We start from the raw sequence: 18662 nt of genomic DNA, 5'->3' as shown, positions 1-18662 counted from the left end.
GTCAAGTTTTTATCTTGTCAAAGCGGCGATTAACTTTTTCCAAAATACACTAAATATCATCCAATTTATTCCGATATTGTATATGAACCCTATTTTAAGGAGGATTTTTATGAAAAAAATCGGTTTATTGTTTATGTTATGTCTGGCAGCCCTGTTTACAATAGGTTTCCCGGCACAGCAAGCAGACGCTGCTGAGGCACCTTATAAGGCCTCAATCACAAATATCAGCACAGATGGAGGGGTATACGGTAAAATCAATTACGGACAAGGTCAATATTGGCGAGTCAAGTACAATATTACAGTAAGCGGCAAATTACTCGACCAAAACGGACAGCCAGTGCCAAACGCGCCCGTAAGATTTGAAGCGGACACGAAGGTCGGAAACACAACACAAACTGCTTCAGGAACAACTGATGCAAACGGAACATTTGAGGTTCCAATGTATTTGGGGCCAGCTGCTGGGTATTACACGTATTACACATCTGTTTCTGTTCATTACTATGACATCATCCCATTCAGAGTTTTTTCAGGTGAATCAAGACTGGTATCCACTGATAACAGCCTTTATCATTTCGCCTATCAAATAAGAAGATAAAAAAAGAAAAGGCCCCAAGATGTAGGGGCCTTTTTCTTAATCGTCGGCTTTTTCCACTAAATCTGAAAAGAGTCCGTACACATAGGATTCTGGATCAAATTCCTGAAGATCATCAACTTTTTCTCCTAAACCGACTAGTTTAACCGGGATGTGAAGCTCGTTGCGAATCGCAAGGACGATACCGCCCTTTGCCGTACCGTCAAGCTTCGTTAAAGCAATGCCGGTAACATTTGTTGCTTTAGAGAACTCTTTTGCCTGAGCCATTGCATTTTGGCCGGTCGTGGCATCAAGGGCAAGCAGCACCTCATGCGGAGCTTCAGGAACTTCTCTTTCGATAACACGTTTTACTTTTTCAAGCTCTTTCATGAGATTTACTTTGTTTTGGAGACGACCTGCCGTATCACAAATTAATATATCGGCATTTCTTGCTTTCGCAGCATGAACAGCATCGTAGATGACAGCCGCCGGATCGCTTCCTGCCGTCTGCTTAATGACAGGCACTCCTGTACGCTCTCCCCATACTTCCAGCTGTTCAATGGCTCCCGCTCTAAAAGTATCTCCGGCGGCAAGTACGACAGATTTTCCTTCTTGTTTCATTTTATGAGCAAGCTTTCCGATCGTTGTTGTTTTCCCGACGCCGTTTACACCTACCAGAAGGATTACGTTTAAACGCCCATCCTGGATGTTCAGTTCTGAAATTTGCTCATCTCCGCTGTTATAAATCTCGACCAGTTTCTCAGAAATCACTGACTGGACTTCCTTTGGATCTTGAATATTTCTGCGTTTGACTTCTTTTTTCAGCTCATCTATTAATTCCATAACGGTTGTAAAACCGACATCCGCGCTGATAAGAACCTCTTCAAGCTCTTCAAAGAAATCCTCATCCACTTTACGGTAACGGGATACAAGATCATTCACTTTGTTTTGAAAGGAGTTTCTTGTTTTTTCAAGGCCATCCTTAAACTTTTCAGATACGGAATCTGTCTGTTTTGTGATTTTCTCTTTTAATTTTTTAAAAAAGCTCATCTTTTAACCTCTTTCCTCGTTACTGAACGAATTCTTTTGTTTCTTCCAGCTTAACGGAGATTACCTTGGAAACACCGGATTCCTGCATGGTTACGCCATAAAGCACATCCGCTTCCTCCATCGTTCCTTTTCTGTGGGTAATCACAATAAACTGGGTATCACTGCTGTATTTTTTTAAATACTGCGCAAACCGGAACACATTCGCTTCGTCGAGCGCAGCCTCTACTTCATCAAGGACGCAAAACGGCACTGGACGAACCTTTAGGATTGAGAATAAGAGCGCTATAGCAGTAAGCGCACGCTCTCCGCCTGACAGGAGGTTTAAGTTTTGCAGCTTTTTCCCCGGCGGCTGAGCGATAATCTCGACTCCTGAATGAAGCAGATCGTTAGGATCGGTGAGCCTCAGTTCAGCTCGCCCTCCTCCGAATAAGGATCGGAAAACTTGATCAAAGTGTGAGCGGATTTGGACGAATGTGTCGTTAAAGCGCTTCGTCATTTCTTCATCCATTTCTTCAATCACTTGGAACAAGGTATTTTTCGCTTCTGTTAAATCTTCTTTTTGTTCCGACAGAAACTTGTACCGTTCGTTGACCCTCTCAAACTCATCTATGCTTCCGAGGTTCACGGTACCCAGCTCTTCAATTGCGAGTTTAATCAGCTTCACGCGCTTTCTGGCTTCCTCTGGATCAGTTTCAAGCTGATATTTCTCTTTTGCCCCCTCAAAGGACAAGCTGTATTCCTCCCGTAAGTATTGGAGTAAATTATCAAGCTCGACTTCCATCCGTCCGAGTTTGACTTCTTCGTCTTTTAAGAGCGTTGTTTTTTGTTTATACAGGCGTTTCATTTCTTTCAGCTCACGCTCATACGTATCAAGCCCATGCTGAAGCTTGATGCGCTGATCGCGCCTTAATGCAATCAGTTCGATCGTTTTCGTTTTGTCATTCAATTTATGTTTTGCTGCTTCTTCCAGCTTTTCTTCGCCGCTGGTGCTAGATGACATCTCTGACGTTAAGAAGCTTAAGTCTTCTTTTGCTTCTTTTAACGCAAGCTCTGTTTCAGTGAGCTCTTTCTTTAATCTGGCAAGGTTGTCCTCTTCCCCCTTGCATGCCTGCTCTTTTTTGGCCGCAGCGATCTTCAGCTCAGTCAGCTCGTTGGAGAGAGACTCTTTCGTTGAGGATTGCGTTTGTTTTTGTTTTGTCAGTTTGTCTATGTCCTCTTCAAGCTGTTTCATCTTTTCAGAAACGGCAGAGAGCTCTTCTTCAAGCTTGCGTTTGCGCGCTTTTTTCTCTTCATCGCTTTCTGACAGAGCAGATTTTTCTTGGTCATAGAGCTCTAAATGGGTATTGATATTTTTCTCGGCAACTTGAAGTTCGTACAGCTGGCCTTTCACATCCTGCTGCTTTAACCTTAAGCCTTCCCCGGTTTCTCTTAAGTCAGCCAGTTTTTTCTCCATATCCTGAATGGATTGCTTAAGGGTTTTGACCTCTTGTTCAAGCAGTGCTGTTTTCTCTTCCATTTCAGCGAGCCGTTTCGTCACATCTTCTAGCTCCCGGCTTCTTCCAAGGAGGGAGTTATTTTTCTTTTTAACCGCGCCGCCCGTCATTGAACCACCGGGGTTCACAACATCTCCCTCAAGGGTTACGATGCGGTACCGGTGCCCGAGAAGCTTCGCAAGCTCGTTTGCACCCTTTAAGTCCTCTGTGATCAGAACGGTTCCAAGAAGATTCTGGATGACGCTTCGATACGCAGGATCAAATGTGACAAGTTCACTGGCAACCCCGAGAAATGATGAATGCCGGGCGGCTGTTTCCGCGTCACGGCTTTGAAGCTGGCGGTCTCTAATAACAGAAAGAGGCAGAAACGTCGCCCGGCCGAAGGAATTCTGCTTTAAATATTGAATCGCTTTTCGGGCAGATTGTTCATCGTCGGTCACGACATGCTGAGCAGAAGCGCCGAGCGCTATTTCAATGGCCGTTTCATACTTCTGTTCTGTAGAAATCAGCTCAAGAACCGCTCCGCGAATTCCGCCAAGGCGCTCTTTCGCTTTCAGCACTTCTTTAACACCCTGATAAAAGCCGGAGAAATCTCCCTGCATCGTCTCAAGCATGTCCTTTTTTGATCTCGCTTGCTGAACGTATTGGTATGCCTGATACAGAGCGGATTCATTTTTTTCGTATTGGCGCTTTTTCTGCTCATATTTTGTCTGCATATCACGATATGCACCGACTTGACTGTGAATCTCCTGCTCAATTCGGGCAAATTCCGTTTCACATGCGGCTTTACGCGCAGAAATATCACGCCGTTCCTGCAGGTGCTTTTCATTGTTGTCCGCAAGTCTTTGCAATGTGACAGCGGATTGAGACATCTGGTCATCAAGAAGCTGGAGTTCGTTGCGTATCGAAGCCTGGCTGTTTAACAGCTCAAAATAATCACTTTTCAGCTGCTCGATTTTCTCTTCGACATTTTCATTGTGAAGACTGAGAGCCTGCTGTTTTTCTTTTACTTGCGCCCTTAACTGCTTCACCTCAGCCTGAAGCGTTTCGAAGACAGCTTCCTGCTTCGATAGCTCTTCTTTCAGAGCCGTTTCTTTTTGCTGGAACTGAACGATAGCTTCTTCAAGCTGTTCTTGGTTTTGTACAGCGTTTTTCTTTCGTTCTTTCAGGACTTCTTTACGGCCTTCAAGCTTTTCCAGCTCTTCACTAGTTACCAGTAAAACTTGCTGGAGCTCATCTACTGACTCATCAAGCGCTTGTATTTTGTCCCTTGTATCCTCAATCTTTGCTTCTTTCGCAGAAATAGCAGACGATTCAGCAAGCTCTTCTTCTTTTGCCATCTGCACTTTCTCTTTAAGAGTCGACCATTTACCATGCAGCTCTTCGATATCATAGGCAGTCAGCGCAATTTCAACATGCTCCAGCTCTTTCTTTTTCTCAAGGTAGTCTTTCGCTATTGAAGCTTGAATTTTAAGAGGTTCAACCTGTCCTTCAAGCTCATGTAATATATCTTCTACCCGATTTAGATTATCCTGTGTCTCAAACAGTTTATTTTCTGCTTTTTTCTTTCTCGTTTTATATTTAAGCACCCCGGCCGCTTCTTCAAAGATACTGCGGCGATCCTCCGCTTTGCTGCTCAGGATCTCTTCCACTTTCCCTTGGCTGATAATAGAAAATGCTTCTTTACCAAGGCCAGAGTCCATAAATAAATCAATAATATCTTTTAACCGACATGGCTGATTGTTAATCAGAAACTCACTCTCACCTGATCTGTACACACGTCTTGTGACACTCACCTCGTGGAAGTCAATTGGCAAGAAATGATCATCATTATCAAGAGTAAGCGTAACTTCAGCTAGATTTAATCGCTTTCTTGAATCACTCCCGGCAAAAATAATGTCCTCCATTTTTCCGCCGCGAAGAGAGCGTGCCGATTGTTCGCCGAGAACCCAGCGAATGGCATCCGTGATGTTGCTTTTTCCGCTTCCGTTCGGCCCGACAACCGCTGTCACGCCTTTAACGAAGTCTACGGAAATCCGTTCTGCAAATGATTTAAATCCTATAACGTCTAAACGTTTGAGGAACATAGCGATCCTCCTTATGTAATAAGTATTTCAATTCTATCATAAACATTGGTGAAATAAGACGGCATACATACTGAAATCCCCCTGAGTCATAAGGGGGATTTTATTGTTTCGTATGGTGTTTTTGCAATTTAGCTAAAGCTTCCTGAGCAGCGTGCTGTTCGGCTTCTTTCTTTGAACGGCCGTTTCCGACTCCGAGTGGTTCACCTTTTAGAGATACGATGGCTTCAAATTCACGGTTGTGCGCAGGTCCTTTTTCGTTGGAAATTTTATACTCCAGAGAGCCTTTGCCGTCCCGCTGCACGTATTCCTGCAGCTGGCTTTTGAAATCCATCACATGAGAAAAAGCACCATCGTTAATTTTAGGGAACACATAAACTTTTAAGAAACTTTCGACCGGCTCTAATCCTTGGTCAAGATACAAGGCTCCGATAAATGCCTCAAAAACATCCGCCAATAGAGCAGGACGCTTTCTTCCGCCTGTCATTTCCTCGCCTTTACCCAACAGGACAAGATCGCCGAATGACAGCTCGTGAGCCAATGAAACGAGAGACGGTTCGCAAACAATTGCGGCTCTCAATTTCGTCAAATCTCCTTCACTCATAGCCGGGTATTTGGCAAATAAGAATCTGGAGATCGTCAGTTCCAAAACAGCGTCACCTAAAAATTCAAGCCTTTCATTATCTTCATACGGCTTTTTCCGATGCTCATTCACATAAGATGAATGTGTAAATGCTTGATACAAAAGCTTTTCATTTTGAAAGTGAACCGAAATCCGTTCTTGAAACTCTTTAAATTGTTCTACTTTTTTATAGAACTTTTTTTTATCTTTATAATGTGAGTGTTTTGACATAGTAACCTCCATAGGCACATCAGGTTCACCGCGCTTCTCTGACTAAACCGGATACAGCGCGCGTAAAAGCGGCATGCTGTAATAACTGCACGAATAAAGGGCTAAAGCCCCGCGTTTTGGCGGGACTTTTAGCATCAGCTTATTGCTGGTTTTGTATGTAGTTCACAGCGTCGCCGACTGTTGCAATCTTTTCAGCATCTTCGTCAGAAATCTCCATATCAAACTCGTCTTCAAGTTCCATAACAAGCTCAACTACATCTAGGGAATCAGCACCTAAGTCTTCCTTGAAAGAAGCTTCAAGTTTGACGTCTGCTTCATCAACGCCAAGGCGATCTACGATGATTTTCGTTACACGCTCTAATGTGTCTGCCATAGCAATTCACCTCCCCTCAAGTATTATAGTGGATTCGTTTTTAAAAAACTAGAGAAACTATGATGAAATTTTCGAGAAAAAACTTACATCACCATTCCGCCGTCAATATGAAGCGTTTGGCCTGTCATATAACGGGCTCCCTCTGAAGCTAGGAACGTGACAACACTGCTGACATCGCCAGGTTCACCAAAGCGCGCGAGCGGAATTTGTTTCAGCATTTCGTCTTGAACGTCTTTTGCAAGTTTATCTGTCATATCAGTTGAGATAAATCCTGGCGCTATTGCGTTTACCGTAATATTTCGGCTGGCGAGCTCTTTAGCAGAAGACTTGGTTAAACCGATGACGCCGGCTTTTGCAGCCACATAGTTGGCTTGTCCAGGGTTTCCGCTGACGCCGACGATAGACGATACGTTAATAATCCGGCCTGAACGCTGTTTCATCATTTGTCTTGTAACAGCTTTCGTGCAGTTGAAAACACCCTTCAGGTTAATGTTAATAACGTCATCCCATTCGTCTTCTTTCATTCTCATGATGAGATTGTCTCTTGTAATTCCCGCATTATTAACCAGAATGTCAATTGTAGAAAAAACAGACAGCGTTTCTTTTATCATGTTTTGTACATCTTCGGGATTTGATACATCCGCTTTGACAGCAATTGCGTTTCTGCCCATAGATTTGATTTCATCTACCACTTCATTTGCTTTCGCTTCATTGCCGGAGTAATTCACGACAACATTTGCTCCGCTTTTTGCCAGATCAAGGGCGATTGAGCGGCCGATTCCGCGGGATGCGCCAGTGACAATAGCCGTTTTATCATTAAGCATTATCATTCTCCTCCTTAAGCGTTTGAATTGCCAGCTCGATCGTTTCCGGATCTGATACAGCAATTGTTTTTAACCGTCTATTTACTTTTTTCACAAGGCCTGAAAGCACTTTTCCGGGACCGATTTCGATAAAAGTCGTAACACCCTCTGCGATCAGCTTGTTAATGCTTTCCTCAAAACGAACCGGAGAATAAAGCTGCTCAATAAGTTTTTCTTTGATATCTGCTTTTTCAGTCATCACGTCAGCAGAAACATTTGAGATGACCGGAACGTCAGCGTCTTTTATGTCACAGGCGTCCAATACCTCTTTCAGCTTTTCAGCAGCCGGTTTCATCAGTTCAGAATGGAACGGACCGCTTACTTCAAGCGGAATTGCGCGTTTTGCTCCGTTCTCTTTTGCCAGTTCAGATGCAAGCTCAACCCCTTTAGCTGTTCCGGAAATGACGATTTGGCCAGGACAGTTGAGATTCGCAAGCTGTACAAGGTTGCCTTCCTCTGTGACTTTATCGGTTACTTGCTTTAATGCTTCAGCATCCATGCCGAGAATCGCAGCCATTGCTCCTTCGCCAGCCGGCACCGCTTCATTCATAAACTCTCCGCGCTTTCTGACGGTATAAACAGCATCTTTGAAAGACAGAGCGCCAGCCGCAACCAGTGCAGAATATTCACCAAGGCTGTGTCCTGCTGTGAAATCAGGTGTAATGCCAGATTCTTTAAATTTCTCAAGAACAGCGATGCTTGTCGTAAGCAAAGCAGGCTGCGCATTGTATGTAAGTGTTAATTCTTCAGCAGCACCCTCAAAAATAAGCGAGCTGAGTTTTGTTTCCAACGTTTCATCGGCTTCATCAAACAGACGCTTTGCAGCAGGCACCTGCTCATAAAGCTCTTTCCCCATGCCGATAAATTGTGATCCCTGACCCGGGAATAAAAATGCAATCTTACTCATGATGTAAAAACCTCCAGACTACTCATCTGTTTTTTCTTCTTTCACTTCTTCCTGAATGAGCGCAGCCACATTTTGGCTGACCATCTCTCTTGCTTGCCGAATCGCATGGAATACAGCATTTGAATCTGAAGAGCCGTGCGCCTTGATCACAGGGGCTTTTAAGCCAAAAAGACTTGCTCCGCCATAATTCGAATACTCCATTTTCATTTTCATTTCTTTCAATTTTGGCTTCAGCACAGCTGCTGCAAGCTTTGATGTCAAAGTAGACGTCATTACGTCTCTCATCATTTTAAAAATAGACAACGCAGAGCCTTCCAGCGTTTTGAGTGTAACATTCCCGGTAAAGCCGTCTGTTACTACAACATCAGCCACATCATCTAAAAGGTCTCGCGCTTCCACGTTTCCGATAAAATTGATGTTTGCTGTTTCTTTTAAAATTTGAAACGTCTGCTTCGTCAGTTCGTTTCCTTTTTTATCTTCTGTTCCGACATTTAAAAGTCCGACTCTCGGTGAAGTGACACCGCGCACTTGCTGAGAATAAACAGAACCCATGATGGCATATTGAACGAGGTGCTCCGGTTTGGCATCGACATTGGCGCCGACATCAAGGAGAAGAAATCCGTCTCCCGAAACAGTCGGAAGTGTCGGAGCAAGCGCCGGACGGTCAATTCCTTTAATTCTTCCGACAATAAAGAGACCGGCTGTCATTAATGCACCGGTATTTCCTGCTGAAATGCAGGCGTCAGCTCTGTTTTCCGCAACCTCCTGCGCCATAAGAACCATAGATGAGTTCTTTTTTCTTCGCACGGCACGGACAGGTTCATCCGTAGGCTCAATCACTTCATCTGCGTGCAGCACCGTGATGCGATCTGATGTAGTTGTTAAATGTGATTCTATCGTTGTTTTGTCACCGACAAGTGTGATATGGAGATCATCAAATGCCTCTATACCTTTTATAACTCCGTCAATAACAGCTTTGGGAGCGTGGTCTCCTCCCATTGCATCTACAGCTATTCTCATGCATGCTCCACCTTTATGAATGTTTTGAACGATACATGTCAAAGCGTCCAGAAAAAACAATTTCTTCGCCAACGTAGCTGTTCACTTCGACAACCGTTCTTCCTTTTTCTTTTTCGACAGCCGTCACTTTCGCTTTTGCTACGACACGTTCACCCTGCTTTACCTGTCTTGTAAAGCGGATGTCTGCACTTGCAGTCAGCGCCAGCTCGTCATCAATGACTGCAACGGCCAAAGAATTTGCCTGTGCAAATAAATGGTGTCCTCTCGCAATCTGATTCCGGCTGAACACGTGCTCCTGTTTTATTTCTAAAATGGATATCGCCTGATCATCCAGCTCAAGGTCAATAATTTCTCCGATAACTTCATCAAGTGACAGGGACTTCACTTCGTCCTCAAGTGTTTTCTCTGCCACGTTCTTAATTCTTTCTCTCAGTTCAGGTATGGAAAGCTCTAAGCGGTCCAAACGTATCGTCTGGATGCTCACCCCGAATTTACCCGCTAATTCTTCATCTGTAATAAAGGGGGTTGCTTGAATCGTCTGCTGAAGTAATTCCTGGCGTTCTCTCTTATTTCTTCTCATATCTAAACACCATCCGGACAATTAAGACTAGGTACTAATAGTAGTATATAATTTCATAGATTGGAATGCAACGATTGTTTCTGGCTGAACACCAAAAACTTCTGATACTCAGCTTAATTTTTCCCCGTCCATTACTCCGCTCTTCAGCAATTCATCTCTTAACACAGCGTATTCCGGCTCCTTCCAGAACGCGTCAGAAGCCACAAGATTCGCAGCATCCTGCCTTGCCGTTTCAAGTGCTCTGTAATCATGAACCATGTCCGCCACTTTAAATTCCGGCATTCCGCTTTGTTTTTTCCCGAAGAAATCACCGGGACCTCTCAGTTCCAGATCCTTTTCAGACAGCTCGAAACCGTCATTGGTCTCCGACATGATCCTCATCCGTTCTTTCCCTGTTTCTGATTTTGGATCAGCCATCAGAATACAGAAAGATTGATGCTCACCCCGTCCAACACGGCCGCGCAGCTGGTGAAGCTGTGATAGTCCGAAACGGTCGGCGTCATAAATCACCATAATTGTTGCATTCGGAACATTCACGCCAACCTCCACAACAGTGGTTGATACGAGAATTTGACAGTGATTTGCGCTGAATTCTCTCATGACCTGGTCTTTTTCATCGGAATGCAGCTTCCCATGCATAAGGCCGACATTCCATTTTCCCCGAAAAATATCAGAAAGCATATTGTACACGTCAATGGCGTTTTGCACATCAAGCTTGTCTGATTCTTCAATCAGCGGACAGATGATATAAGCCTGCCTGCCTTGCTTTAATTCTTTTTCGACAAATGCCAAAATACGATCCAGCATGTCATGTTTTACCCAATAGGTTTCAATTCGCTTTCGTCCAGCCGGCATCTCATCAATGACAGATACATCCATTTCACCGAACACTGTGATCGCTAATGTTCTTGGGATTGGAGTGGCTGTCATAAAGAGAACATCGGGATCCTGCCCTTTGTTCCGAAGCTTTTTGCGCTGCTCAACTCCAAATCTGTGCTGTTCATCAGTAATAACGAGACTCAGCGCCTTAAACTCCACCTCGTCTTGGATTAAAGCGTGGGTTCCTACAAGAATATCAATCTCACCCGCCGCAAGACGTTCAAGCAGTTCTTTTCGCCGCTTCCCTTTAACAGAGCTTGTCAAAAGAGCAACGCTGACGTCCCATTTTTCAAATAGCGAAACGAGCGAATCAGCATGCTGCTCGGCCAGAATTTCTGTCGGCACCATGAGCGCTCCTTGGTATCCGGATAGGATCGCGGCATACAGTGCAATGGCGGCGACTGCCGTTTTTCCTGATCCAACGTCCCCTTGAAGAAGACGGTTCATTCTGTATGGAGAAGACATGTCTGCTGTTATTTCGCGAAGAACGCGTGACTGGGCGTTTGTGAGGGGAAACGGGAGGCTTTTGATAAATCTCATGAGTTCTTCGTTTGAAAAACGCTGCCGTATCCCTTGTGTCTGCTCTCTTTCCGCCTTTCGGAACGCCTGCATTTTCAACTGAAACAACAAAAATTCTTCATAAACAAACCGCCGTCTGGCAAGCTTTAATGCTTCCCTTGTTTCAGGCTGGTGCATTGCTTTTAACGCCTGATAATAGTCAGGCAGTTTATAGCTTTTTCTTAGCTTTTCCGGAAGAGGATCAGGAAGTGAGTCTGCATATTGGGTCAGCGCCTGCTGAATAAAGCGCCTCATCATTTTGACGGTAACATTTTCTTTCACAGAATACACTGGTTCAATGCTTTTGTCTTCTTGATGCGGCCCGTTTTTCAACTCCTGAACAGAGATGGTTTGGCGGTGCTTGTCCCATTTTCCTGAAACCGTCACCACAGAGCCGAGCGAAAGCTGCTTCTTCAAATAAGGCCGGTTAAAACATACGGCTGTAATTAAATAGTGGCCGACCAGAAGCCTGAATGTCAGCCTGTTTCGTTTTTTTCCGTAATAGGTAAGAGAAGGCTCTGAATGAACCTTCCCTTCGACTGTGACTCTTTCATCATGCTTTACTTCTTCTAAATCCCTCAGCTCGTAGTCATCATAGCGATAAGGGAAATAATTCAGAAGATCAGAAATGTCATAAATACCGAGTTCGTGTAATGTTTTTTCTGTTTCCGGCCCAATACCCTTAATGTTAGCTATACTAGTTTGCTGATGTTGTTTCACGTGAACCTAGCGCTCCTCCGAAAATTTTTTTCTCTAATTCTCTTCCTGTCGGTGTTGCCGCTAAACCGCCCTGGCCTGTTTCTCTAAGTGCAGTCGGCATCGTTTGGCCTATTTTATACATGGCATCGATAACCTCATCACATGGAATACGGCTTGTAATGCCCGCCAATGCCATATCAGCGGCAATCATCGCATTTGACGCGCCCATCGCATTCCGTTTCACGCAAGGCACCTCAACAAGCCCTGCAACAGGGTCGCACACGAGGCCTAGCATATTTTTTAATGTAATGGCCATGGCCTCCGCGCTTTGTTCGGGTGTTCCTCCTGCCATTTCAACAATGGCCGCAGCCGCCATGCCTGAAGCTGATCCAACCTCTGCCTGACATCCTCCGGCGGCGCCGGAAATACTTGCGTTATTAGCTACGACAAATCCGAAAGCCCCGGCTGTTAACAAAAAGCGGATCATTTGTTCTCTTGTTGGATTCAGCTTTTCTTTTACAGCAAATAACGTACCGGGCACCACACCGGCAGAACCTGCAGTCGGTGTCGCACAGATGGTTCCCATTGCTGCATTTACTTCATTTGTTGCAACGGCTTTCGATACAGCATCTAAAATCAGCGGGCCAGACAGGCTTTTTCCTGATCGAATATAGGCCTGCAATTTAACGGCATCTCCGCCTGTTAAGCCCGTTTGGCTCGTAACTCCCTCGAGTCCTTTCTGAACCGCCGCTTCCATAACAGACAGGTTATGATCCATCTGCTGAAAAATGTCCTCTTTTGTTTTTTCTGTTACTTCCATCTCTTGAGCTATCATCACATCAGAGATCAATATTTGTTTTTCTTTAGTAATCTCAATTAATTCTTTTACATTACGAAACATAACTGGCTCCTCCTGACCCTTTCGCTAGTCAGCAATCTTTGTCACTTGAATAATATTCGGCAGCTTCGACAGCTCGTCGAGAATATGGTCGTCAATATTTTGATCGACCTCTATTGTCATCAGCGCAAGCTGGCCGATATCTTTCCGGGCTACTTCCATATGTCCTACGTTGATTGAAAATTTCGCCAGAACATTGGCAACACCGGCAATTGTGCCAAATTTGTCATTATGAACAACTAATATGGCCGGATGATTTCCTGACAGCCGGAGCTCAAAACCATTCAATTCTGTGATTTCAATCTTTCCTCCGCCAATCGAAATACCCGTCAGTTCCAGCTCACCCTTTTCATCAGAAATGGTGATTTTTGCTGTGTTCGGATGGACCGGGACTGCGTCTTCTACCCGAAACTCTATATCAATTCCTTTAGCTTCTGCAATTTGTATAGCGGTTTTAATCCGTTCATCGAATGTATCAAAATCAAGCAATCCGCCGATAATCGCGACATCTGTGCCGTGGCCCTTATACGTTTCCGCAAACGACCCGTAAAAAGATACAATGATGCGCTCAGGCTCTCTGCCAAATAAACTTCTGGCCACTCTCCCGATTCTAGCAGCTCCCGCTGTATGAGAGCTGGACGGACCGATCATAACCGGGCCGATAATATCAAAAACGCTTCTGTATTTCATGCTATTCCTCCTTATGAACCAGAGCTTATTAGCGCTTTGCTTCTAGACTAATTGATCAGATATAAAATGGCAAGCGGGCGCGTTACAGCGCTGCCGCACTTAAAAGCAGACATAAGAATAGAAGGGCAAATTGCCCTTCTATTCTGCAGAAACTATATACGAATACAGAGGCTGTTTCCCATTGTGGATCTCAACCTCAATCTCCTCGTACTTTTCACTGAGAAACGCTTCAAGCTGCTCAGCTTCTTCCTGAGACGCATCCTCACCATATAGAATGGTCACGATTTCATCATCTTCTCCGATCATTTCTGACAGCAGCATTTTCGCGGCTGACAGCTGATTTTCAGAAGTGCCGATAATCGTTCCATTCAGAATGCCCATAAAGTCGCCTTTTTTAATATCTTTACCGTCAATATGAGTATCTCTGACTGAGAATGTCACCTGTCCGCTTTTTACTTGCTGAATGGCACTTAGCATATTGGCCTCGTTCGCTTCAGCTTCTTGATCCGGGTTAAAAGCCAGCAGGGCTGACATCCCTTGCGGAACCGTTTTAGCAGGAATGACAAAAACCTGTTCATCCACTACACTGGCCGCTTGGTTAGCAGCCATGATAATGTTGGAGTTGTTAGGCAGGATAAATACCGTATCTGCATTTACAGACTTCACGGCATCAACAATATCCTCAGTGCTTGGGTTCATGGTCTGGCCGCCTTCGATCACAACAGAAGCGCCAATGCTTTTGAATAGGTCTGAAATTCCTTCTCCCATCGCTACAGTCACAATGCCATACGGCTGTTTTGCCGGCGGTGTTTCGTTGTCTGCAGGTTTGCTTTCTTGACTGATGATAGAGGTATGCTGTTCTCTCATATTTTCTATTTTTATTTTGATCAATTCACCGTAATGCTGGGCGTAGTTTAACACGTTTCCCGGCTCTTCAGCATGAATATGAACCTTCGCCAGCGATTCATCCGCAATCACAAGCAGAGAATCTCCGAACTGGCTGAGGTCTTGCCTGAAAGTGCCTTCGTCGAACTCTCTTTTTGTCTGATCAAGCCTAACCATCACTTCGGTACAGAATCCAAATTCAATATCTTCGGTATTCATCATGCTTTGCGCGCTCTTGTGATGCTCTGCGCTGACCATGTCGTCAAGTGACGGAAGAACTGCTTTCTGAGGTACAGTTTCACCTTTTAATGAAGCAAGGAAACCTTCATACACACAGAGCAGGCCTTTGCCCCCGCTATCGACAACTCCTACTTCCTTTAGGACAGGTAGCAATTCAGGGGTGCGGTTTAAAGACGCCTCTGCTTCTTCTGTCACTGCAGTCATCAGCGCAGTGATATCGGTTTCTTTTTCTGCTAAGATCATTGCTTTTTTTGCAGCGTCTTTTGCAACTGTTAAAATGGTGCCCTCTACAGGTTTCATGACAGCTTTATACGCCATGTCTACACCTGCTTGCAGCGCAGCGGCAAACTCAAGTGCATTAATTTCTTTTTTCGTTTCAATGTTTTTGCTAAATCCGCGGAACAATTGGGATAGGATAACTCCTGAATTTCCGCGTGCTCCCATGAGCAGCCCTTTAGATAACGCGGAACCCACCTTCCCGATATCATCCGTATCCATTTGTTCAACTTCTCTTGCTCCAGAAGTCATCGACAGGTTCATATTTGTTCCCGTATCACCGTCCGGCACCGGAAACACGTTCAGTGCATCAACTGCACTGGCGTTTTGAGACAGATTCTGCGCTCCCGCAAGAATCATCTCGGCAAAGGTTCTGCCGTTTAATGTTCTGATAGACAATCCTACTCCTCCTAACTACGGGTTCGTCACTCGTACGCCTTGGACATAAATATTGACAGAGTCCACTGCCAGTCCGATGGTTTGATTTACTGTGTACTTTACTTTTGTTTGGACATTATGTGCCACTTCAGAAATTTTCGTGCCGTAGCTGACAATGATATACATGTCGATATGTATCTGTTCTCCTTCTTGGCGAACTTGGACACCCCTGCTGAAATTCTCTTTCCGAAGGATTTCAGTCAGTCCGTCTTTAATCTGGTTTTTAGAGGCCATGCCGACAATGCCGTAACAGTCAACCGCCGCGCCTCCTGCAACCATCGCAATGACTTCATTAGATATATCAATCTGTCCGTACTTCGTTCTTAATTCAATGGACACACTAGTTCCTCCTTCGAATGCATAGAGTTACAGCTATTCTACTATATGGTTTCCATTATGAAAAGACCAGGCAATAATCGCTGGCCGTACCTCTACATATACTATAGCGCTGCTTTTTCCGCAAGATGTCAAGTGAATTTTCTTGAAAGATGATGAAACAATAGTTGCAAACGTTTTTTAGCTGTGGTAAATTATTTAAAGTATCCATATCGAAAGCATCTAAGATTATATGAATGTTAAAAAGTAGATGTTTTGTGCAAGTGAGGAGGGAAACAAATGGCACGTAAATGCGTTATCACAGGTAAAAAAACAACAGCTGGGAATAACCGTTCTCACGCAATGAACGCTTCTAAGCGCACTTGGGGCGCGAATCTTCAAAAGGTTCGTATCCTTGTGAACGGAAAACCTAAAAAAGTATATGTATCTGCTCGAGCTTTGAAATCCGGTAAAGTTGAGCGTGTATAACAAAATGAACGCCTGCCCCGATATGTGGCAGGCGTTTTTATGTGGTGAAAGAGGGCTTTGAACCCCTGGGCATTAATCTTTTCTAAATGAGCCCAGCATCGCCCGGACAATTCCTCCTAAAAACTTCGGCAATTTAATGGTGTAAAATTTCATTTTTTGTCCCCTCCTATAACGTCCCGTAACCGCCTTGTTCATTGTTTTCAGCAATTGAATGAAAGCACATGCTTAATCCGTGCTTCTTATCATTATTAATATGCCTTTTGCAAACGAAAAAGTACCTCGTGAATGAATGAGTTCGTTACTAATACATAGTGTTGAACCGAGCGTAATATGACAATTATTTAGAGGATATTTAAAACCGGTCAGGGTCAGCTCATGTATGTCTTCGGAAAACGGTATGAAGGAGATATATCGCTTATTTTCATCCTTCTCAATATCATATTCACCAGGAGGGAACATTTGAATATGATTTTGTTTGTCTATCAGCCTAATTTTTATGTTCGTTTTTACACCTCTATACAGAAGCTGAATGTTTCCTAAAAAATGATCAGCTCTGCCGCCTGTAATGCCGAAAATCTGAATAATATCCGGCTGCTTTTCCAGCGCCCAATCAAGGGCGAGGTCTAAATCTGTTTGATCTTTTTCTGCTTGATACACATGAAGGGCGGGAGCGGCTTTTTCTATTCGCCGGCGTTCTTGCTCTGTTATGCTGTCAAAATCTCCGAAGGCTTCAACAGCAATGATCCCGGCATCTAAGAGAGTGACGGTGCCTTTGTCAACACCGATCCAAAGCGTGTGTTCATCCGTATAGCCGGTTAGATCGGGAATGAGATTTTTCGGGCCTCCCGCAACGATATTAATTTTTTTCATCTCTGATTCCTTTCTCTGCATACAGGAAAAAGAGCTTAGGCTATTGTATGCCCAGCTCTTTTCTAAAGCTGCTTATTTACTTCCTTTGATTTCAGAAATTGCTTTTTTGCGGTCAGACTGGCCATAAACAGCTGAACCGGCAACGAGTAAATTTGCGCCCGCTTCAATGACGAGCGGAGCGGTTTCTTTGTTGACGCCGCCGTCTACTTCAATTAACAGATCTTTTTTTCCTTTTTCATCCGCCATTCGCTTAACCTCTTTTATTTTAGGAAGGACTGAATGAATAAATTTCTGCCCGCCGAAGCCCGGGTTCACCGTCATTAAAAGAACAAGATCGAGATCGTCGAAAACATGCTCGATGACTTGTACAGGGGTATGCGGGTTTAGAACTACTCCGGCCTTCACTCCTTGCTCTTTAATGAGCTGGATGGTACGGTGCAGGTGCGGACATGCCTCAGCATGCACAGACAGGATATCTGCGCCTGCTTTCGCAAAAGCCGGGATATAACGATCCGGCTCTTCTATCATTAAATGGACATCGAGCGGCAGATCCGTTACCGGCCGGACTGCTTCTACAATCAGCGGACCGATTGTGATATTCGGGACAAAATGGCCGTCCATAACATCAATATGAATACAATCGGCTCCGCCTTTTTCTACATCTTTAATCTCATTGCCTAAAGCGGCAAAATCAGCGGAAAGAATAGATGGTGCAACCTTTATCATTATGCTAATACCTCGGCTTTCTGTCTTTTATCTCCGTCATAAATTCAACATAATGGTCATAGCGATACTGCTTTAATTCCCCGTCTTCAACAGCTTGTTTCACCGCACACTTCGGCTCTTTCAGATGTAAACAGCCTCTAAATTTGCATGAAGAGCTTTTTTCTCTGATATCAGGGAAGGTATAGCCCAGCTCTTCTTCCTCAATGTCTGTAAATTCAAGCGAGCTGAATCCCGGTGTATCTGCAACCAAGCCTCCGGACGTGTGAATCAGCTCCACGTGGCGGGTTGTGTGTTTCCCGCGGCCCAAATGCTCGGAAATCTCGTTTGTTCTCAATCCGAGCTCCGGACTGATCGCGTTGAGAAGCGAGGATTTTCCAACACCGGACTGACCGGCAAATACCGTTGTTTTATCCTGAAAATGCGGGATGATGTCCGCTAAACTGTCTTGGTCCTTAGAGGAGGTAAGGTATACGTCATAACCAATATTCCGATAGTCTTCTGCATAGGCTTGTATCGTTTCTTCTGTATCTTGATCTTCAATCAGATCCATTTTAGTAATGCATATAATCGGCTGAATATCATTGGCCTCAACGAGAACCAGGAAGCGGTCGAGCAATGCCGTGCTGAAAGAAGGCTGAACCGCTGAGAAAACCAGGACCGCTTGATCAACGTTGCAAATTGGCGGCCTGATAAGCTCGTTGGTTCTTTCTTTAATTTCCATTAGATATCCTTCTTTGTCATTTTCAGCTTGATACACAACGTAATCACCGACAAGAGGGGTAATTTTGTTTTTTCTGAAAATGCCTCTTCCTCTGCATTGTATTACTTTATCTGAATCCTCTGATTCATCCAGTACATAGTAAAAGCCGCTTAGCGCCTTAATAATTTTGCCCTCAGGCATATTT

The 18662-nt window shown here is 44.4% G+C and carries 19 protein-coding genes; 2 read left to right on the top strand and 17 right to left on the bottom strand.

Features of this window, described 5'->3' with window-relative positions; all coding sequences use genetic code 11:
* Positions 1 to 109: 109 nt before the first annotated feature.
* Positions 110 to 595 (top strand): Ig-like domain-containing protein, encoded by a 486-nt coding sequence (locus AC0OMA_RS08780; protein WP_063335347.1) that lies wholly within the window; start codon positions 110 to 112, stop codon positions 593 to 595.
* Positions 596 to 631: 36 nt separating this feature from the next.
* Here the strand turns inward: AC0OMA_RS08780 and ftsY are convergent, their stop codons facing one another.
* The 13 genes from ftsY to AC0OMA_RS08715 form a co-directional block, all read right to left on the bottom strand.
* The gene (gene ftsY, locus AC0OMA_RS08775) at positions 632 to 1621 is read right to left on the bottom strand and encodes a signal recognition particle-docking protein FtsY (RefSeq protein WP_015383647.1); all 990 of its coding nucleotides are present in this window, start codon (positions 1619 to 1621) and stop codon (positions 632 to 634) included.
* Positions 1622 to 1640: 19 nt separating this feature from the next.
* Positions 1641 to 5201, bottom strand: coding sequence for a chromosome segregation protein SMC (gene smc / locus AC0OMA_RS08770; protein ID WP_474222045.1), 3561 nt, complete (start codon positions 5199 to 5201; stop codon positions 1641 to 1643).
* A gap of 100 nt (positions 5202 to 5301) precedes the next feature.
* Positions 5302 to 6051 carry a ribonuclease III gene (gene rncS, locus AC0OMA_RS08765; RefSeq protein ID WP_003232030.1) on the bottom strand — a complete coding sequence of 250 codons (750 nt, stop codon included), beginning with the start codon at positions 6049 to 6051 and terminating at the stop codon, positions 5302 to 5304.
* Between the two features lie 139 nt (positions 6052 to 6190).
* Positions 6191 to 6424 carry an acyl carrier protein gene (gene acpP / locus AC0OMA_RS08760; RefSeq protein ID WP_003154310.1) on the bottom strand — a complete coding sequence of 78 codons (234 nt, stop codon included), beginning with the start codon at positions 6422 to 6424 and terminating at the stop codon, positions 6191 to 6193.
* 83 nt (positions 6425 to 6507) lie between these two features.
* Positions 6508 to 7248 carry a 3-oxoacyl-[acyl-carrier-protein] reductase gene (gene fabG / locus AC0OMA_RS08755; protein ID WP_474222044.1) on the bottom strand — a complete coding sequence of 247 codons (741 nt, stop codon included), beginning with the start codon at positions 7246 to 7248 and terminating at the stop codon, positions 6508 to 6510.
* A complete protein-coding gene (gene fabD / locus AC0OMA_RS08750) occupies positions 7241 to 8194 on the bottom strand; it encodes an ACP S-malonyltransferase (protein ID WP_015383644.1) in 954 nt (317 codons plus the stop codon). Before fabD ends, fabG begins: the two co-directional genes overlap by 8 nt.
* Positions 8195 to 8212: 18 nt before the next feature.
* Positions 8213 to 9214 carry a phosphate acyltransferase PlsX gene (gene plsX / locus AC0OMA_RS08745; protein ID WP_003232041.1) on the bottom strand — a complete coding sequence of 334 codons (1002 nt, stop codon included), beginning with the start codon at positions 9212 to 9214 and terminating at the stop codon, positions 8213 to 8215.
* Between the two features lie 13 nt (positions 9215 to 9227).
* A complete protein-coding gene (gene fapR, locus AC0OMA_RS08740) occupies positions 9228 to 9794 on the bottom strand; it encodes a transcription factor FapR (protein ID WP_003232044.1) in 567 nt (188 codons plus the stop codon).
* A 108-nt stretch (positions 9795 to 9902) separates the two neighbouring features.
* A complete protein-coding gene (recG, locus tag AC0OMA_RS08735; protein ID WP_014479767.1) occupies positions 9903 to 11951 on the bottom strand; it encodes an ATP-dependent DNA helicase RecG in 2049 nt (682 codons plus the stop codon).
* Positions 11929 to 12831 (bottom strand): L-serine ammonia-lyase, iron-sulfur-dependent, subunit alpha, encoded by a 903-nt coding sequence (sdaAA, locus tag AC0OMA_RS08730; protein ID WP_474222043.1) that lies wholly within the window; start codon positions 12829 to 12831, stop codon positions 11929 to 11931. Before sdaAA ends, recG begins: the two co-directional genes overlap by 23 nt.
* Positions 12832 to 12855: 24 nt before the next feature.
* Positions 12856 to 13518, bottom strand: coding sequence for an L-serine ammonia-lyase, iron-sulfur-dependent subunit beta (sdaAB, locus tag AC0OMA_RS08725; protein ID WP_003232050.1), 663 nt, complete (start codon positions 13516 to 13518; stop codon positions 12856 to 12858).
* A gap of 138 nt (positions 13519 to 13656) precedes the next feature.
* Entirely contained in the window at positions 13657 to 15318 is a 1662-nt protein-coding gene (locus AC0OMA_RS08720; RefSeq protein WP_268555227.1) for a DAK2 domain-containing protein, read from the bottom strand.
* 15 nt (positions 15319 to 15333) lie between these two features.
* On the bottom strand, positions 15334 to 15696 hold the full coding sequence (locus AC0OMA_RS08715) for an Asp23/Gls24 family envelope stress response protein (protein WP_003232054.1): 363 nt from the start codon (positions 15694 to 15696) through the stop codon (positions 15334 to 15336).
* Positions 15697 to 15972: 276 nt separating this feature from the next.
* Here AC0OMA_RS08715 and rpmB point away from each other — a divergent pair, with 276 nt between their 5' ends.
* A complete protein-coding gene (rpmB, locus tag AC0OMA_RS08710) occupies positions 15973 to 16161 on the top strand; it encodes a 50S ribosomal protein L28 (protein ID WP_003221548.1) in 189 nt (62 codons plus the stop codon).
* A 72-nt stretch (positions 16162 to 16233) separates the two neighbouring features.
* On the opposite strand, the gene spoVM is transcribed toward rpmB, so the two are convergent.
* The 4 genes from spoVM to rsgA form a co-directional block, all read right to left on the bottom strand.
* Positions 16234 to 16314, bottom strand: a complete 81-nt coding sequence (gene spoVM, locus AC0OMA_RS08705) for a stage V sporulation protein SpoVM (RefSeq protein WP_003221545.1) — start codon at positions 16312 to 16314, stop codon at positions 16234 to 16236.
* A 72-nt stretch (positions 16315 to 16386) separates the two neighbouring features.
* Positions 16387 to 17031: a thiamine diphosphokinase gene (locus AC0OMA_RS08700; RefSeq protein ID WP_474222042.1), complete on the bottom strand. Its 645-nt coding sequence runs from the start codon at positions 17029 to 17031 to the stop codon at positions 16387 to 16389.
* Between the two features lie 72 nt (positions 17032 to 17103).
* Complete coding sequence (gene rpe / locus AC0OMA_RS08695; protein WP_015383636.1) at positions 17104 to 17757, bottom strand: ribulose-phosphate 3-epimerase; 654 nt, start codon at positions 17755 to 17757, stop codon at positions 17104 to 17106.
* Between the two features lie 4 nt (positions 17758 to 17761).
* Complete coding sequence (gene rsgA, locus AC0OMA_RS08690; protein WP_123373565.1) at positions 17762 to 18658, bottom strand: ribosome small subunit-dependent GTPase A; 897 nt, start codon at positions 18656 to 18658, stop codon at positions 17762 to 17764.
* Positions 18659 to 18662: the final 4 nt, after the last annotated feature.

Source organism: Bacillus sp. AMCV2 (assembly GCF_056033925.1).
This window is presented reverse-complemented; position numbering and strand designations above follow the sequence as displayed.

Bases quoted from the DNA above. Each gene is read 5' to 3' on its own strand.
- AC0OMA_RS08780 (WP_063335347.1), top strand. From the start codon at position 110: ATGAAAAAAATCGGTTTATTGTTTATGTTATGTCTGGCAGCCCTGTTT.
- spoVM (WP_003221545.1), bottom strand. From the start codon at position 16,314: ATGAAATTTTACACCATTAAATTGCCGAAGTTTTTAGGAGGAATTGTC.
- rsgA (WP_123373565.1), bottom strand. From the start codon at position 18,658: ATGCCTGAGGGCAAAATTATTAAGGCGCTAAGCGGCTTTTACTATGTA.
- smc (WP_474222045.1), bottom strand. From the start codon at position 5,201: ATGTTCCTCAAACGTTTAGACGTTATAGGATTTAAATCATTTGCAGAA.
- fapR (WP_003232044.1), bottom strand. From the start codon at position 9,794: ATGAGAAGAAATAAGAGAGAACGCCAGGAATTACTTCAGCAGACGATT.
- rpe (WP_015383636.1), bottom strand. From the start codon at position 17,757: ATGATAAAGGTTGCACCATCTATTCTTTCCGCTGATTTTGCCGCTTTA.
- acpP (WP_003154310.1), bottom strand. From the start codon at position 6,424: ATGGCAGACACATTAGAGCGTGTAACGAAAATCATCGTAGATCGCCTT.
- sdaAA (WP_474222043.1), bottom strand. From the start codon at position 12,831: ATGTTTCGTAATGTAAAAGAATTAATTGAGATTACTAAAGAAAAACAA.
- sdaAB (WP_003232050.1), bottom strand. From the start codon at position 13,518: ATGAAATACAGAAGCGTTTTTGATATTATCGGCCCGGTTATGATCGGT.
- ftsY (WP_015383647.1), bottom strand. From the start codon at position 1,621: ATGAGCTTTTTTAAAAAATTAAAAGAGAAAATCACAAAACAGACAGAT.
- fabG (WP_474222044.1), bottom strand. From the start codon at position 7,248: ATGCTTAATGATAAAACGGCTATTGTCACTGGCGCATCCCGCGGAATC.
- fabD (WP_015383644.1), bottom strand. From the start codon at position 8,194: ATGAGTAAGATTGCATTTTTATTCCCGGGTCAGGGATCACAATTTATC.
- AC0OMA_RS08700 (WP_474222042.1), bottom strand. From the start codon at position 17,031: ATGAAAAAAATTAATATCGTTGCGGGAGGCCCGAAAAATCTCATTCCC.
- rpmB (WP_003221548.1), top strand. From the start codon at position 15,973: ATGGCACGTAAATGCGTTATCACAGGTAAAAAAACAACAGCTGGGAAT.
- plsX (WP_003232041.1), bottom strand. From the start codon at position 9,214: ATGAGAATAGCTGTAGATGCAATGGGAGGAGACCACGCTCCCAAAGCT.
- rncS (WP_003232030.1), bottom strand. From the start codon at position 6,051: ATGTCAAAACACTCACATTATAAAGATAAAAAAAAGTTCTATAAAAAA.